General features: G+C 62.8%; 14 protein-coding genes. 1 reads left to right on the forward strand and 13 read right to left on the reverse strand.

The window, feature by feature from the left end:
* Positions 1–413: 413 nt before the first annotated feature.
* The 13 genes from ACVOMF_RS05575 to ACVOMF_RS05635 form a co-directional block, all read right to left on the reverse strand.
* Positions 414–1,148, reverse strand: coding sequence for a DUF2968 domain-containing protein (locus ACVOMF_RS05575; RefSeq protein WP_481508379.1), 735 nt, complete (start codon positions 1,146–1,148; stop codon positions 414–416).
* A gap of 134 nt (positions 1,149–1,282) precedes the next feature.
* On the reverse strand, positions 1,283–3,430 hold the full coding sequence (locus tag ACVOMF_RS05580; RefSeq protein WP_481508380.1) for a TadG family pilus assembly protein: 2,148 nt from the start codon (positions 3,428–3,430) through the stop codon (positions 1,283–1,285).
* 8 nt (positions 3,431–3,438) lie between these two features.
* The gene (locus ACVOMF_RS05585) at positions 3,439–3,741 is read right to left on the reverse strand and encodes a DUF3613 domain-containing protein (protein ID WP_481508381.1); all 303 of its coding nucleotides are present in this window, start codon (positions 3,739–3,741) and stop codon (positions 3,439–3,441) included.
* Positions 3,742–3,833: 92 nt separating this feature from the next.
* Positions 3,834–4,715, reverse strand: a complete 882-nt coding sequence (locus ACVOMF_RS05590) for a tetratricopeptide repeat protein (RefSeq protein ID WP_481508382.1) — start codon at positions 4,713–4,715, stop codon at positions 3,834–3,836.
* Positions 4,715–5,647: a type II secretion system F family protein gene (locus ACVOMF_RS05595; RefSeq protein ID WP_481508383.1), complete on the reverse strand. Its 933-nt coding sequence runs from the start codon at positions 5,645–5,647 to the stop codon at positions 4,715–4,717. Before ACVOMF_RS05595 ends, ACVOMF_RS05590 begins: the two co-directional genes overlap by 1 nt.
* A gap of 37 nt (positions 5,648–5,684) precedes the next feature.
* Entirely contained in the window at positions 5,685–6,599 is a 915-nt protein-coding gene (locus tag ACVOMF_RS05600) for a type II secretion system F family protein (protein ID WP_481508384.1), read from the reverse strand.
* Positions 6,596–7,951: a TadA family conjugal transfer-associated ATPase gene (locus ACVOMF_RS05605; RefSeq protein ID WP_481508385.1), complete on the reverse strand. Its 1,356-nt coding sequence runs from the start codon at positions 7,949–7,951 to the stop codon at positions 6,596–6,598. Before ACVOMF_RS05605 ends, ACVOMF_RS05600 begins: the two co-directional genes overlap by 4 nt.
* Positions 7,952–7,953: 2 nt before the next feature.
* Positions 7,954–9,204 (reverse strand): CpaE/TadZ family protein, encoded by a 1,251-nt coding sequence (locus ACVOMF_RS05610; RefSeq protein ID WP_481508386.1) that lies wholly within the window; start codon positions 9,202–9,204, stop codon positions 7,954–7,956.
* Between the two features lie 27 nt (positions 9,205–9,231).
* Positions 9,232–10,491 carry a type II and III secretion system protein family protein gene (locus ACVOMF_RS05615; protein ID WP_481508417.1) on the reverse strand — a complete coding sequence of 420 codons (1,260 nt, stop codon included), beginning with the start codon at positions 10,489–10,491 and terminating at the stop codon, positions 9,232–9,234.
* Between the two features lie 71 nt (positions 10,492–10,562).
* Complete coding sequence (gene cpaB, locus ACVOMF_RS05620; protein WP_481508387.1) at positions 10,563–11,621, reverse strand: Flp pilus assembly protein CpaB; 1,059 nt, start codon at positions 11,619–11,621, stop codon at positions 10,563–10,565.
* A 30-nt stretch (positions 11,622–11,651) separates the two neighbouring features.
* Positions 11,652–12,068, reverse strand: coding sequence for a pilus assembly protein (locus tag ACVOMF_RS05625; RefSeq protein ID WP_481508418.1), 417 nt, complete (start codon positions 12,066–12,068; stop codon positions 11,652–11,654).
* Positions 12,069–12,156: 88 nt separating this feature from the next.
* Entirely contained in the window at positions 12,157–12,690 is a 534-nt protein-coding gene (locus tag ACVOMF_RS05630; protein WP_481508388.1) for an A24 family peptidase, read from the reverse strand.
* A gap of 21 nt (positions 12,691–12,711) precedes the next feature.
* The gene (locus tag ACVOMF_RS05635) at positions 12,712–12,921 is read right to left on the reverse strand and encodes a Flp family type IVb pilin (protein ID WP_481508389.1); all 210 of its coding nucleotides are present in this window, start codon (positions 12,919–12,921) and stop codon (positions 12,712–12,714) included.
* A 490-nt stretch (positions 12,922–13,411) separates the two neighbouring features.
* On the opposite strand from ACVOMF_RS05635, the gene ACVOMF_RS05640 reads away from it, so the two are divergent.
* A complete protein-coding gene (locus ACVOMF_RS05640; RefSeq protein WP_481508390.1) occupies positions 13,412–14,365 on the forward strand; it encodes a helix-turn-helix domain-containing protein in 954 nt (317 codons plus the stop codon).
* The last annotated feature ends 11 nt before the right edge of the window (positions 14,366–14,376 follow it).

The following is a 14,376-nucleotide window of genomic DNA, read 5'->3' on the forward strand; positions in this document are numbered from 1 at the left end:
CCCAACTACCCAGGAACCGGCCAGCCACCCCTGACACCCTGGTTTCAACGCAAAGAAGCGAACGCAGCCTTCTCTCAAGAAAGGCGGCGTTTTTGTAGTGGGGGGGCCAACCGGGCGGCGGGGGGTGGGGGGGGGTGCTGGGGGGGGGTGGGGGGGTGGCCTCGCGCCCGCCCACTACGCTCTGCTCCCTCCCTTTCGCGTAGCGAAGGGCTGGGGAGGGGTAGGCTCTTCGCGGGCTGATGCAGTGACGGCTTCGCGGCTTGTAGCCCGAGGCCATCCAGCGCCGCTCAGACAAGTGGCCCGGGGCTGATGCGGTGCTGGGCAAGCTCCTGCCGAGCATGGCTCGGCACTACAAAAACGCCGCCTTTCTTGAGAGAAGGCTGCGTTCGCTTCTTTGCGTTGAAACCAGGGTGTCAGGGGTGGCTGGCCGGTTCCTGGGTAGTTGGGACCACCGGGGTGGCTGCGGTCGCCGGAGCAACGTTGGGAGTGGCCGGCAGGGTCAACTCGGGGTTGACCTGCTGCGCCTGCAAGGCCTTGATCTGCTGGTTCAGGGCTTCCAGCTGGGTATTGGTGGCGCGCAGGTCCGAGCTCAGTGCCACCGCTTGCTGCTTGCGCTCCTGCAGGGCGTTGCTGACCTGCAGCGACTGCTGGCGTTGCTGTTCCGCTTCCTGCTGCAGGCCGCGCAGGCGGCGCTCGTTCATCGCTACCAGCTTCTCGCTATAGCCCTTGCCGGCCTGCAGACGGATGGTGTCCAGATAGACCTGGGCCAACTGCTTGGTCTGCTCGGCGAAGGTGAGGTAGAGCGATTCGGCGCTCTCCACCGAGTCGGTGCGGATCACCCGCCAGAACTCCTTCTCGTGGAACAACGCCACGTAGTAGTTCAGCGAATCGGCGTGGAACAGCAGGCTGGCACCGTAGTTGCCGTTATAGGTAGTACGCAGCTCGGTAAGTTCCTGGTTGCCCATCAAGCGTTTCAGCTCGGCCACGGTATTGCCAACCGCGCTGTCTTCGCTGTTGGCGGGGGCGGCCGGCACCTCGGCTTCACCGCGCTGCCAACGGCCGGCCATCGCGGCAGGTGCCGTCAGCAGGCCAACAATCAGGAATAACGCACAACCAAACCGGCTCGGAAGCATTTCGATCCTTGTCATAAGTCCTCGTAATTCCCCCGAATTGCGATGGCCGTCGCATTTCATGAATGCGCCTTGTTCGTACCCGAGCATAGCACGCGATCTGGCGCTGGAAAGCATTGCGGTGTGGGCGTCTGCACTGTTCGGGATGACCCTCATTCGACCAACTGGCTGCGGCCGCATTGGATCGACTGCATATGCACGTCGGTACGGCCCAGCTGCAGGCCCAGGACGTCCGACAGCAGCTTTGCCAGCAGGTTGCCGACGCCATCGAGCAGCGGCCGCAAGGTGTTGTCGATGACGGGTTTGAGCAACAGGCACAGCACGCTGCCGCAGCTGCCGCTGCCGGTCACCGGGTTGTAGCCGCCGCTGCCGCTGAGGCCACCGGGCTTGGTCTGCAGGTACTTGGCCAGCGAGTTGCTGACGCAGTCATTGAAGGCCAGGCCGGCGATCAGGCCTTGGCAGGACGTCAGCCCGAGTACGTCGAGCAGGCCGCCGAGCACGCTGGGCTTGCTGATCGTGGTCTCGTAGAGAAAGCCCTGCCAGACGTCGCCCTGCACTTTCTTGGGCGTGCAGCCCAGCAGCCAGCTGTCGCAGGTTGGGATTTCGGTGGTCCAGCTACCCAGTGCCGGCAGATTGGCGTCGCTGTTGCCGTTGGTCAGGGCCTGCACCACGACGGCGGGCTGGTACAGGCCGTTTTTCTTGGTGGCTTCCAGGTACTGCACGGCCAGATCCTTGGCCGCATCGCTGCTGTTGCCCTGTGGGGCGAACAGTGATTGCACGGTGCCGAGCAAGGCGTCGACGAGGTCCGAGACCAGCTTGCCTACCTTCAGATCATTGGGTTTGACCGTGCCGGTCTGGCCTGGACTCAAGGTCAGCTGATCGCTTTGTGACAGTGCTTCCAGCGAAATCTTCTTGTTGAGCACATCGCGGCCGAGCAGGCTGACCAGGGTCTCGTTGCCCAGCCCGGTGCGGCACAGCTCACGGGTGGAGTCCCATGGTGTGGTGGCCTTGCCGATGCAGACGTTGGCGATGGCACTGGTAACGTCGACCTTGGCCGTCGCCGGTTGGGTTGAACAATCGATGGCGGTGAGTTGGCCGAAGCCGTCGATCACGTCGATGTAGGTGGGCAGCTTGATGCGCGTGCCCAACCAGTTCAGTACCGTGCCGAGTGCGGGAATCCGTTGCGAGTCGATATCCAGGAACAGCCGCACCTGGCTGTTGTAGGCGGTGGTGCCGACCGGGCCGATGCCGATTGAGGCGGGCTCGACAATACTTGCCTTGGCCTTGAGCAGGCCGAGCAGGTCCAGCTGCGGTACCTCGACGGCGTGCTTGGCATTGGCGACGGAGATGCTTGTGCCAAGCAGATCGAGCGCATTGAGATCTATATCCAGCGCGCCGTTGGCTGCTTCGCTGCCCCCCGCGATCTTGGCGAACAGGCCTGCGCTGCTGGCGGTGGAGCCGAGCTGCACCAGCGCGTTGCTGATACCTGCGCCTAGCAGCTTCTGCTGTAGCAGGCGCAGGTCAACGCCAGCCAGCCCTTGTTGGTTGGCCAGCGTAGCCATGACATCCAGCAGTCTGCCCACGGATACTTGGTTGGCGGCGAGCAGGCTGTTCAATTCGCCTACATTGATGTCGGTGGCAACGGGAATTCCCAATGCCTGCAGCAGGCCGCGCGGGGTGATCTTCAGGTTGGCCAAACCCTGATAGCTTGCGATCTGGGTCTGAGTCAGATCGACACCGACCAATCGCAGTATTCCCTGCAGCGGCGCATTGCTGTTGGTGTTGAGCAGCCGCGAACCGACGCTGAAAGCCGCCTGGGGGGAAGTGCGTTTGGCCACAGCGGTGGCGCTGATCCTTGGCAGGGAGGTGAGCTGGCCCAGCAGCGGTACCGATTGCCGTGAGGCGGTGACTCTTACCGCATTCAAGGGGTGGCTGCTGGAAACTTCGACGAAGCGTGCGCCGGGCGCCAGCTCGGCTCCCCAATAGCCACAGTCGATTGCGAGTTGGCCAGCGAATCGATTGTCGGTGGTCGCATTGTTGCGTGCAGCCAGATTGTCCTTGTAATCGGTGGTGCACAGTTCCAGGCGCTGCGCGCCGGCCAACGCAGCCAAGTCGGCAGTCTTCTGCACATCTCGCTTGCTCCAGTAGAGGTAGCCCACCTCGACCAGGCCAAGTATCACCACCAGCCCGAGCAACAGCAGCAGCATTGGCAGTCCTGCGCCGCCACGTTGGCGCATGCTGGTGGATGGGTCGCTTAGCGCGCGTGACAATGAATGTGATGACCGACGCGGGCTGTACATGGTGGGCCTCAGCGGCTGCCGCCGCCTTGCTTGGGATTGGGGAGCGCTGCTTCGAAGTACTCGGGGATTGGGTGATCAAAACTGTTGAGGTAACGCTGGTAACTGCGGCTCGCGGCCTCGCCGAGCATCGGGAGCACGGTGCCGGGGCGACTGTTGTCGGCCTGCAGCTGCAGCAGGGCGCGGGTGGTGTCACCCACCTGTGAACGTGGCAGGTCGGCAAAGGTGCTGGCCGTTACCGTCGAGGCTGCAGTTGCAGTTGCAGCAACCTCGTTGCCTGCGTTTGTGCTGGTTCCGGTACTGGTATCGGACATGCGCTCGATCAAGGGAGCATGCTGGTCGGCTGCGGATGCGCAGCTAGCGAATGAACCCAGCAGCACTGCTGCGGCAATGGATGCTGTTCGGATCACGGCGTTACCTCCTGCGAAGTGGTCGACGAGGGGCTGAAACGATCAAGCATCGAGCCGGGTGGACGCGGGACATGCCTGCTGCTGGTGGCAGGCTGCTGCGCGGCCAGTGTGGTCGCATTGCTTGCTGTCGTTGCTGTCGTTGCTGTCGTTGCTGTCGTTGCTGTCGTTGCTGCAGGAGCGACAGCGGCTACTGGCTGTCGCAGGGTCTGCGCGAGCCGGTAGATTTCGTTCCGGGTCGATGGCGGCAGATTCGCGCGTTGCATCATGCTTTCCGCCGTCGTGGTCTGCCCGGACAGCAATGCCCACAGCGCCAGATTGGAGATGGCGCGGATATTGTCCGGCCCCAACTCGGCTGCCTTGGCCAACGGCGCCCGTGCCTGTTCGACGTGTCCTGCCTGCAATAGTGCAAACCCAAGGTCGCCGAGGTAGGCGACATTGAGTGGGTCGGCACGCACTGCGTTGTCGAGGGCAAGCTGCGCGGCGGTGTGGTCCTGCGTGGCGGCTGCGATCAGCCCAAGTCCGTGCCAGGCCGGTGCTGCCTGGCTACCCTTGGTCAAACTTCGGTAGATGCCGGCTGCGCTTGCGTCATCACCGGTTTCGCGCAGTGCATTGGCTTGCAGGATGCGTAGTTCCGGGCTGTCGCCGAAGCGTTGCCGGAAAGCGTCGATATGCGCCAATGAGGCGTAGTAGGCACCTTGCAGCTGCATCTGTTTGAGCAGGCCAAGATACATGCCGCGATCGTCCTGCGCGGCTTCCACCAGGGCTGGTTCAACCGGCGGTTGTCTGTAGGCGGCGCGGCTGCCGCCACAGCCCGCGAGCAGGGCAGGGGCTATTGCGATCAGCAACAGTGCCTTGATCTTCGTCAGGTCGGCTTTCATTACATCCCCTTGATCGCGGCAGCCAGCGAAATGATGGCTGGCCCGGCCAGTACCAGCATCAGTGCCGGCAGCAAGGTGATCATCATCACCACGGTCATCTTCACCGAGAGCTTGCCGACCTTCTCTTTCATCTTCATGCGGCGCTGCTCGCGCAGGCGCATGCCGAACTGCTTGAGGGGCTCCTGTACGGCGCCGCCGTGTTGGTGCACCTGCAATATCATCTGTATGAGGCTGCGCAGGTCGTCGTTGTCGAAGGAATCAGATAGACGCCGCAGCGATTGCGCGCGACTGCGGCCGCGGCTATAGCCGGCATTGGCGAGCTGCAGCTCACGGCCGAGTACCGGGATGGCGATGTGCAGTTTTTCGCCAACCATCTGCAGGCTCTGGTCGATGCTGAAGCCCACGCCCTGCAGCAGGCGCAGCAGGTCGATCAGCAAAGGCAGTTCCTCGTCCACTTTTTTTCGAAGACGCCCGGCCCAGCTGCGCAACAGCAGTTTTGGCAGCAGAATTCCCAGCGCAAAACCGACCAATAGAATGATGACCATGTCGCCGCCGTGCGGCCGTAACACCAGTACGGCAAGGAACGGCATCAGCAATGCCAGCAGCAATCGCGCGGCAAGAAAGGCGGCGGTTCCGGTGTTGTGGTTCCAGCCCACCTGTTCCAACAGCAGCTTGTCTTCGGGCGCAAGCAGCGCTTTCTGCACGCGGCTGCCGTCGAAGTGCTGGCCGATGGCGGCAAGGTCGCTCAGTCGTTGCCGCCACCAACCGGCTTTCGGTGCGTTGTCGTGTTCCAGGTGCTGGGCCGTGTCCAGTGCGGTCTGCAATGCCGCGCCCGCTTGCTGGCTGCGGCGTCCGCGGTAGAGCAGGCCGGCCGCGGCCAGTACCAGGGCCAGTACGACCAGCATCATGGCGATGGCGTACAGCTGGTTCATGCGGCTCTCCGACGGAGGTGAGGGGCGATTGATGGCGTCATAGCGATTTGGCCAGCCGGTACAGCAGAAAGCCGCCGCACAGTTCGAGCAGCACTGCGATCAGCAGGATTTTCTTGCCCAGCGGTTCATGGAACATGGGCTGGAAGAAGTCCGGACTCATCAAGGCCATCGACAAGGCCGCGCCGACTGGCAGCAACGCAAGTACCCAGGCAGACATGCGGGTCTCGGAGGTGGTCGCCTGCAGTTCGCGCTGCACCTCTTCCATATCGCGCATGAAGTCGCTCATGCGTTGCAGGATCTGGTCGCTGCGCCCGCCGATGCGGATGCTGGTGCCGAGGATCACTGCCAGCATTTCCAGAGGGCGCAAGCGATAGGCCTGCGCGGCGTGTTGCAGGGCCCGGTCCAGGTCCATGCCCGCGCGGGTATAGGTCAGTGCGTTGTCGAGGATGGGGCGCAGTGGCGGATCGACATTCTGGGTGGCGCTCTGGAAGGCCATCGACAAGCTGTTGCCGATACCGGCCATGCGCACCATGTTTTCCAGGAAGTCCGGCATCTGCGCGACCAGCCGCTGTTGGATCTTGTCGATGCGCCGGTATAACCACAACGCAACAGCCAGCAGATACAACGCCAGCACGAAGGCGCCAAACCAGGCGCTGCCCAGGCGCAGGCCAGCACCGATGGTGGCGATGATCCCGGGCACTGCGATCAGGATCAGTGTGCGCACCGAGTCTTTCAATCCCGCCCGGCGCAGCAGCTCGGCCCAGCGTTTGCTCGGTGGACGGCTGTTGCGGGCTTCATCGGCGGCGCGCTGTGGATCGGGCTGCGACAGCCGGGTGTCGGCGTGGCTGGCGGCGGCGCGCTGTTGCAGGCGGGTAGCCAAGCCCCACCACAGGCCCATCGCCAGCGCCACCAGCAGCACCGCAAAGCTCCCGAGCAACAAGGGCAGCATCATGAAGGGAAGCTCCCCATGTTGGCCTCGCGCAGTTCCAGTCGGAACGGCTCAAGCTTGTGGCAATGCGGGTGGAAGCCCAGACCTATCCAGCGGTCGCGTTCGCGGCTGTCCTGGTCGATCCAGGTTTCGTGCTTGAATAGCTCCTGGCTGGTGATGACGTTGTCGCTGACGCCGGTGATCTCGGTGATGGAGACGATCACCCTTCGGCCACTGCCCAGCCGCGATATCTGCACGATGAAGTCTATGGCACCGGCGATTTGCCGGCGCAGGCTGTCTTCGCTTCCCTGGAAGCCGGCAAAACCGGCCAGCATCTCCAGTCGATACAGGCAGTCGCGGGCGTTGTTGGCATGTACGGTGGCCATCGAGCCGTCGTGGCCGGTATTCATCGCCTGCAGCATTTCCAGCACCTCGGCGCCACGCACTTCGCCGACCACGATGCGGTCCGGGCGCATGCGCAGGCTGTTGCGTACCAGTTCGCGGATACTGACTGCGCCGTTGCCGTCAAAGCCGCCCATGCGTGATTCAAGGCGCACCACATGCGGGTGGTTGAGGGCAAGCTCGGCGGTGTCTTCGACGGTGATGACGCGCTCGTTGTGTGGGATGAAGGTTGCCAGCGCGTTGAGCAGCGAGGTCTTGCCCGAGCTGGTGCCGCCGGAGATCAGGATGTTGCAGCGGCCGCGCACCATCGCGTTGAGCAGGGCATACATCGGCTTGTCGAAGGCGCCGCGTCCCAGCAACTCATCGGGGGTGAACGGGTCCTTGCGGAACTTGCGGATCGACACCATTGGTCCATCAACGGCCAATGGCGAAATGATGGCGTTGAGGCGGCCGCCGTTGGGCAGGCGCGCGTCGACCATGGGGTTGGAGTCGTCCAGGCGGCGGCCGAGCGGGGCGATGATGCGGCGCAGGATACGCAGCAGGTGGCGATCATCGCCGAAGCGCTGGGTCGACCGACGCAGCATGCCACCGGCCGATACATGTACGTCCTTGTAGCCATTGATCAGGATGTCTTCGATTTCCGGATCATGCAGCAGGTCATCCAGCGGGCCAAAGCCGGTCAGTTCCTTCTGCAAGGCGCTGGCAACGGCTTCCATCTCGTGTGCATTGACCGGGATCTTCCATTCCCTGACGAAGGCTGCGGTCTGCGTGCGCACGAATTTGCCGATGGTTTCCGGCGACCAGGAGTCGATGTCGACACGCTGGTCCTCGATATGGTTCAACAGATACTCGTGAGCCGCGGACAGCACGGTCTGGAACTGCTCGGTCTGCTCGAACGGCACGTTCGGCGACGGCTCCACTGACAGTGCTGCTGCGGCGATGCGCGGGGACAAGGGGGTGACTTTGTCTTCCATTGTTATCTACCCAGCAGAGTGGCGAGACGTGCCAGCGGAGAGGTCGGCAAGGTGGTTGGCGCGGTTGCAGGTCGCCGCCTTTCCAGGCGTTGCAGCAAAGGCTGCAACGCTTTGACATAGGGGTCACGCGGAGCAGCGTCCGTCAACAAACGGCCTAGTCCTGCGTTGGAGCGCAGCACCCGCGAACGATCGGGAATGGTGGTCAACAAGGGCAGGTTGAAGCGCTGTGCGATCTGGGTATCGGCCAGTCCGCCGTTGGCGTCGAAACGGTTGACGATCAGCTGCAGGCGCTCGTCGCGCAGGCCGCGGCTTTCCAGCTCGCGCATGGTCTGGTCCAGCGACACCAGCGATCCAATCGCCTGGTCGGTGACCAACCAGACTTCGGACGCGCTCTTGAGCAACGTGGTCGGCAGCAGCTGTACCGGTAGGCCGCCGACATCGCAGAGGCTCAGCGGAAACACGCTGCGCAGGCGGTCGAGCAGGGAGATGGGTTCATGTTTCTTCAGCAGGCTGCCACTGGCGATTCCGAGCAGAGCCATGCCACTGGCGTGGTGGGCAAATGCGGTGCCGGCAAAGGTGCGATCCATCCGCTCGACGCTGCGCAATGCTTCTTCATAGCTGAAGTGACTTTCCATGCCCAGATAAAGCGCGGAGTCAGCAGCGGGTTGACCCAGGTCGATCAGCAGCAGCCAGCCCTGCAGGCCGGCAACATCGGGCGAAACCGGGTTCTGTTCGGCCAAGCTCACGCCAAGATGGGTTGCCAGGGTGCTGGTACCCACGCCGGGGCGCACCCCCAATAGCACGATCAGGCGACCGTCCGGGCGCAGTTCCGGTGCTGCGCTCGCGCGCACCGGGCCGGGAGCCGCGCCGACGCGCTCAAACACCTCCAGCATCTGGGCTGTGCTGTTGTCGATATCGACAAAGTCGCAGACGCCCGCGCGCATCGCTGCCAACAGGTGTGCAGCCTGTTCCGGTCCGGTAGTGCCCAGTCCAATCAGTGCAGGGCAGTCGGGCAGGGCGTGCAGTTGCCGGGCGACATCGGTGGAGTACGCAGCATTGCCACCGCAATAGTCGAGCAACACGAATGCCGAGCCGGCAGCGGCGTCGAGCAGCTGGCGCGGGTTGGTTTCGCGACTATCGACCCAGCGCAGATTGGCCTGCCCCGCGAGTACGGAACCCAGACGCGCCATGTGGCGGTTATCTGGTGCGTACAGCAGCAGATTCAATTCGGGATGGCTCTGGGTCTGGGGCAAGGGCATCACCGGGGGCATGGGGGCACTTCAGCGTGAGAAGCCAGGGAGTTGGTCGGGGCTGGCCGGGTGCAGCAACCATGCGCCCCAGACCGGAAGTTTGGGTTGTGCTTCGCGTTGTCCAGGCAGTGGGATTTCAGTGCCACGCGCCAACGGTTTGACCAAGCGCGGTGTCACCACGATCACCAGTTCTTTGTCCTCGCGCTTGTAGCTGAGGTTGCGGAAGAACGAGCCAAGAATCGGGATGTCGCCCAGCAACGGGATCTTGTTGACGTTCGAGGACAGCTGGCTGCTGACCAGGCCGCCGATGACGAAGCTCTCGCCATCGCCCAGCTCCACCGTGGTGTCGGCGCGGCGGGTGGAGATGGCGGGAATCTGGGTGCCATCCAGGGTGATACCGCGGGTGTAGTCCAGATCGCTGGCCTCCGGTGCCACCTTCAGCGCGATGCGGTCGGCCGACAATACAGTGGGGGTGACCGTCAGGCCGATGCCGAACGGTTTGAAGGTCACCGTGGTGGTGCCAAGCCCTTGCGGCTCGAGGATCGGCAGTTCGCCACCGGCAAGAAAGCTAGCACTCTGGCCAGACAGTGCTACCAGGGTTGGCTCGGCGAGCACCCGCGCCATGCCATTGGCCTGCAGCAGGTCAATATTGGCATCCCAGGCGCCGGGGATGGACTTGGCGACCAGCTTGAATGCCGATGAAAGCGCACCACCGTCATTGCTGCCACTCGGCGAGCTGATGCCGTAGCTGAAGCCGCCATTGATGTTCTTGAAGCTGATGCCGACCTGGCGCAGCACGCTCTTGTTGAACTCCACCACTTTGACTTCGACCTGCACCACGCCGCCGCTGCTGATGGTGGTCGCGTCGCTGATCACGCCTTTTTCGCCGATAGCCGAAGCCGCTGCTTTGCGGCGTGCTTCGTGCTCAAGCAATGAGCCCGCACTGCCTGACAGCAGCGCCTGGCCAGCCTGCACAGTGAGCCCATTGGCGCTGCCATCCAGTAGTCCGCCCTGTACCGCGTTGCGCACGTCAACCCGAATGCGCGTTGGCGCGGCCTGCTTCTGCAGCCACAACAGCAAGGTGGTACTGCCAGCGGACTTGCCCACCAGCAAGGCTTCGCTGTTGCGGCCGATGCGGGTGATGTCTGCGATGGATGGGTCGGCGATGGCGATCCGTTCGACGCCGGCTGGCAGGTTCCAGGGGCGTTGCTCGTTGAGTTCGAGCACAACGCTGTTGCTGCTTGCCTGTGCCTGCGCGGGCTGGGTCAGCGGTGGCATGAAGCCACTCATCGCCAATAGCGCCAAGGTGAACAACGCAGGTGCGGTGATGGAAGAACGCTGGTGCAAGATGATTCCCCCGGTCATGGCGAAGACTGCTGATTGGAAGGGGGCGTGCCGCGGATGATCTCGATGCCTTGGCGGGGGGCTGGACGTACGCCACGTTGGCGTTGCGGTGCGGCCGACGCCGTGCTTGCCGCCGGCGCTGGCCGGCGGCTGCTGCCGGCCAGTCCGTTCAGGTCGATACCCGCGTAGGCGCGGTTTTCCGGGCGGGAGGCGGCGTCGGCCGCCGCTTCGTCAAGATTTCCGCGTAGCGCCAGCACCGCTGCCGGCGTCGTAAAGATGGATTCATCCGCCAATCCAGTGTCGCCGGGATTGCGCAGCGCCAAGAACAACTTGCCGCTATGTGCGGCCAGCAACAAGCGCCCGGCATCCTGCACCGGAACGGCCAGGATCGCACTGCGCGCCTGCGCCGCATCCGCGTTTGCAGAGCCACTGCTACGGCCATCGCGGGATGCAATGGTTTCGGCACGGCTGCCCGGCTCCGGTGACGACGTGCCAACCTCGTTGCCCTGTTCGTCGGCGCGGTTGCTGGTTTGGCCAACATCGGCGTTGCCGTAGCCCAGTACCTGCAGGCGAGAGAGCAACAGTCGCGCCTGGGTATTGGTCTGGCCGCTGCCAGCGCTGGATGGGTCCTGCAGACTCATGAATACATCGACGTAGTCGCCGGGCGTGACGCGGTTGCTGACCCCGGCGAGCTCGTCAACTGGCACGGCTACGGCGCGTTCACCGGGTTTGATGCCAATGGCGATGCCTTGCAGCAATTGTTGGCTGGTGATCAGCGCGCCGGCAGCGATGTTCCTTGCCGGCGTGCGTCCTTCCACCTCGCTGATCGCGGTGTAGCCGTTGACTGGTGGCAAGGCCATTTCGGCGATGGTGAGATCGGCAGCGGTGATCGGTTGGCCGGCGGGTAGATCCTTGCTGGCGACCACCATCATCCGCTTGGGTGGGTTGACCGGTAGCGTCGCGCTGCTGGATTCGGCGGTCGGCGTTGCGCGCCGGCCGATTCCGAAGGCCAGCACCATCAACAGTGCTGCCACGGCCAACAGCAGGATTGCAGCTATGCGTATTGCCTTGGGCATCTTGAAGCTCCTCCCCCTTGGAGTCCGCGTTTAGCGGTCGCCTAGATCCAGTTGAACAACGGCGGTACTGCTCAATGACTTGCCCATGGTCCAGCCCATCAAGGTGCCAGTGCCCGGCATGAAGGGATGCGCATCATGGTCGTAATAGGTGGTCACCTTGATGCACTTGACAGTGCTATCGGCAGCGCAGACATAAGGTTGAGAGACCGCGATCGGTGCGGCATTGGCACTGCTGCAGGCGGCCGATGTCTTGGAATAATTCAACAGCCATTGCATCGAACGTGCGGCGGCCTGGCAGGCATTGCTGCGCCGTTCTGCGGTGGTTCCATAGCGCAAGGATGCACGAGCCCCCTCACCGGCGGCCAACGCCAATGATTGCTGTGCGGCGAAAATCATCACTCCGGTGAAGGTGATGAACAGCAAGGGCAATACGCCAAACATCATCATCAAGGCGAACTCGATGGTTACGACACCGCGTATCCGCTGCCGATTTGGAAGGTGCCGGCTTGAAGGGTGCCGGGCTGGAGATGGATACCTAGGCATGCGTACCTCCCTGCAATACGACTGCTATCAATGCCAGGCCCATGTAGGCGGCGTAGGGAATGCCACGTCGACCTTGGCGTGCAGAACGCAGATCCATCTGCCAGTCGTGAAAAACGGCTGGGCCTTGTAGCGATTGCACCGCTCGTAAGAGCCGGGGCGGTGCATACAGTGCTAGCGAAGGCCATGCGATGAGGAGCAGCGCGTGGGCTCCGGCAGCCAGGCTGGCGATGACCCAGACCGATAGCAGCACGCTGCTTCCGAGCAGAAAGCCGATGACGGAAAACAATTTCACGTCGCCCGCACCCATCCAGCCGATGGCGTAGAACGGCAGTAGTACCGCCAGTCCGAGCGCGCCACCAAGCAGACAATCGGCGAACGGCGGCGAGCCCCCGACCTGCAACAGCTGCATACCGGCTGTGCACGCCAACACGGATAGCAGTACCCGGTTGGAAACGCGACGGGCCATCAGGTCGCTTATGGCGACCTGAGCCCCGAGCAACAGCGCGACCAGGTAGGCAAAGGTCATGTTGGTGGCCTCGTGCTTGGCTCAGATCATGCCGCCACTGCCGCTGCCGCCGCCCGAATCGGCGCCATTGACCAGTGCAGTTAGTTTGGCGAGCACGGTTGTGAAAACCTCCATCAGGCCATCGCGGGCGAAGAAAATAATAAGCCCGGCCACCACCGCGGCCAGCAGTCCATACTCAAGGGCGGTGACACCGTCTTCTTCCCGGAAAAACCTGCGCAGCTGTGCGTTCATGATGTTCTCCCTGATGACCCGGTGTCGGTGTTGCACCGACAGAAAGCCGGGCGATGGGCATTGCTGCCCGATTGAGGTCATTGGGATGCTCATGACACCGGCAAGAGTGTGCCGACGGTTGCTCAGGTTGCCGGGTTGTGCCGGCAGTTCCCTACCTTTGCTTCCGTTGTCCCCTGTCGGCATGCAGCGCATGCCCGGAAACATCATTGCAATCGGGCCCCCGCACAGATGCGCAGATTCGGCAAAAATGAATTGTTTTTCATATATGTGATGGATTTCGCGATTAGTGGATGGCGGAGCCGGCGTGAAGACTTGTTTTTTTTGTCAGTATCCAAGGCGCAAAGGATGTTGAATGCGTCTGTCTTGGCGGTTCCGTAATGCGAGTTTCAGGCTGTGCGGCAGGGGATTGCAGGTTCTGTTCGTTTACCTGCAACGGATGGTCGGGCTTCTGAAGCGTGTCCCCAACTCAGGGGGGCGCAAAGGCGTTCACATGGATGCGGTAGTCGGCGGAAACGGTTTGCGATCATTTGATCTGGCGTCGCTGAGCGGCACGCTTCGCGTGTGCCACGTTGAATTGGTGTTGCTTGATGATCAGCCACCCACGGCGTCGATCACCTCGTTTGTTCACGACCAGGCCTTGTTGTGCACGTTCGAGGTCGGCGCACGGACACGTGGTCGCTTCATGCTGCCACTGGATTGGTGCCTGCTGGGGTGCCTGCAGACGGCGGACCCGGACACCAGCTGGTGCCATGGCGTGCCACTGGTATCGGGCAATATCGTGTCGGTAATGCCTGAGGGTGTTACCGAATTTGCCTTGGGTGCCGGCAGTCGGATGACCTTTGTGCTGGTCCCGCTCAAGCGCTTCCAGGAACGCGCGGCAGCGCAACGTCTCGGTGGTCTTCTCGAAGAAGCGGTCGGCGTACCGGTGTTGAGCAACCGCCCGCACATTCCGCTGCAGGCTTATTACCAAGGGTTGCACGAGCGCATACACCAAGGCGAAGTCGGCGGCGACGAGATAGACGCGATGCTTGATGCGCACGTCAAGGAGGTAGTGACCAATGGCGCGCCGGAACGCGCAGGCTGCAATCGCAGTCGACGCGCTCGTTATCTGATTTTTCGCCGCGCCGAGGACATGATGTATGCGAATCTTCGACGCCACATCTATATGCACGAGCTGTGCGACGCCGCCGGCGTCAGCGAGCGCGCACTGCGCTATGCCTTCGAGGAGCTGGTAGGGATTTCCCCGGTGCGCTACCTGTCGATGCTGCGCCTATGTGAGGCCTGCCGCAGCCTGTCCAGTGCGGATGCAGGCCGCAAGTCGGTCAAGTCAATCGCGTTGAGCTGCGGCCTGTGGGATCTGTCGCGTTTTGCCGACAGCTACCGCAAGGTGTTTGGTGAGTTGCCGAGCGAGACCTTGATGCGTGGAACTTACTCACCTGCCTGAGCTAGGTAGAG

It is taken from the genome of Stenotrophomonas sp. STEN022 (assembly GCF_056760155.1).

What these genes read in the sequence shown, in the direction of transcription:
- ACVOMF_RS05640 (WP_481508390.1), top strand. Translation starts at nt 13,412, where the DNA reads ATGGATGCGGTAGTCGGCGGAAACGGTTTGCGATCATTTGATCTGGCG.
- cpaB (WP_481508387.1), bottom strand. Translation starts at nt 11,621, where the DNA reads ATGCCCAAGGCAATACGCATAGCTGCAATCCTGCTGTTGGCCGTGGCA.
- ACVOMF_RS05580 (WP_481508380.1), bottom strand. Translation starts at nt 3,430, where the DNA reads ATGTACAGCCCGCGTCGGTCATCACATTCATTGTCACGCGCGCTAAGC.
- ACVOMF_RS05635 (WP_481508389.1), bottom strand. Translation starts at nt 12,921, where the DNA reads ATGAACGCACAGCTGCGCAGGTTTTTCCGGGAAGAAGACGGTGTCACC.
- ACVOMF_RS05595 (WP_481508383.1), bottom strand. Translation starts at nt 5,647, where the DNA reads ATGAACCAGCTGTACGCCATCGCCATGATGCTGGTCGTACTGGCCCTG.
- ACVOMF_RS05630 (WP_481508388.1), bottom strand. Translation starts at nt 12,690, where the DNA reads ATGACCTTTGCCTACCTGGTCGCGCTGTTGCTCGGGGCTCAGGTCGCC.
- ACVOMF_RS05605 (WP_481508385.1), bottom strand. Translation starts at nt 7,951, where the DNA reads ATGGAAGACAAAGTCACCCCCTTGTCCCCGCGCATCGCCGCAGCAGCA.
- ACVOMF_RS05590 (WP_481508382.1), bottom strand. Translation starts at nt 4,715, where the DNA reads ATGAAAGCCGACCTGACGAAGATCAAGGCACTGTTGCTGATCGCAATA.
- ACVOMF_RS05585 (WP_481508381.1), bottom strand. Translation starts at nt 3,741, where the DNA reads ATGTCCGATACCAGTACCGGAACCAGCACAAACGCAGGCAACGAGGTT.
- ACVOMF_RS05615 (WP_481508417.1), bottom strand. Translation starts at nt 10,491, where the DNA reads ATGAGTGGCTTCATGCCACCGCTGACCCAGCCCGCGCAGGCACAGGCA.
- ACVOMF_RS05575 (WP_481508379.1), bottom strand. Translation starts at nt 1,148, where the DNA reads ATGACAAGGATCGAAATGCTTCCGAGCCGGTTTGGTTGTGCGTTATTC.
- ACVOMF_RS05600 (WP_481508384.1), bottom strand. Translation starts at nt 6,599, where the DNA reads ATGATGCTGCCCTTGTTGCTCGGGAGCTTTGCGGTGCTGCTGGTGGCG.
- ACVOMF_RS05625 (WP_481508418.1), bottom strand. Translation starts at nt 12,068, where the DNA reads ATGATGATGTTTGGCGTATTGCCCTTGCTGTTCATCACCTTCACCGGA.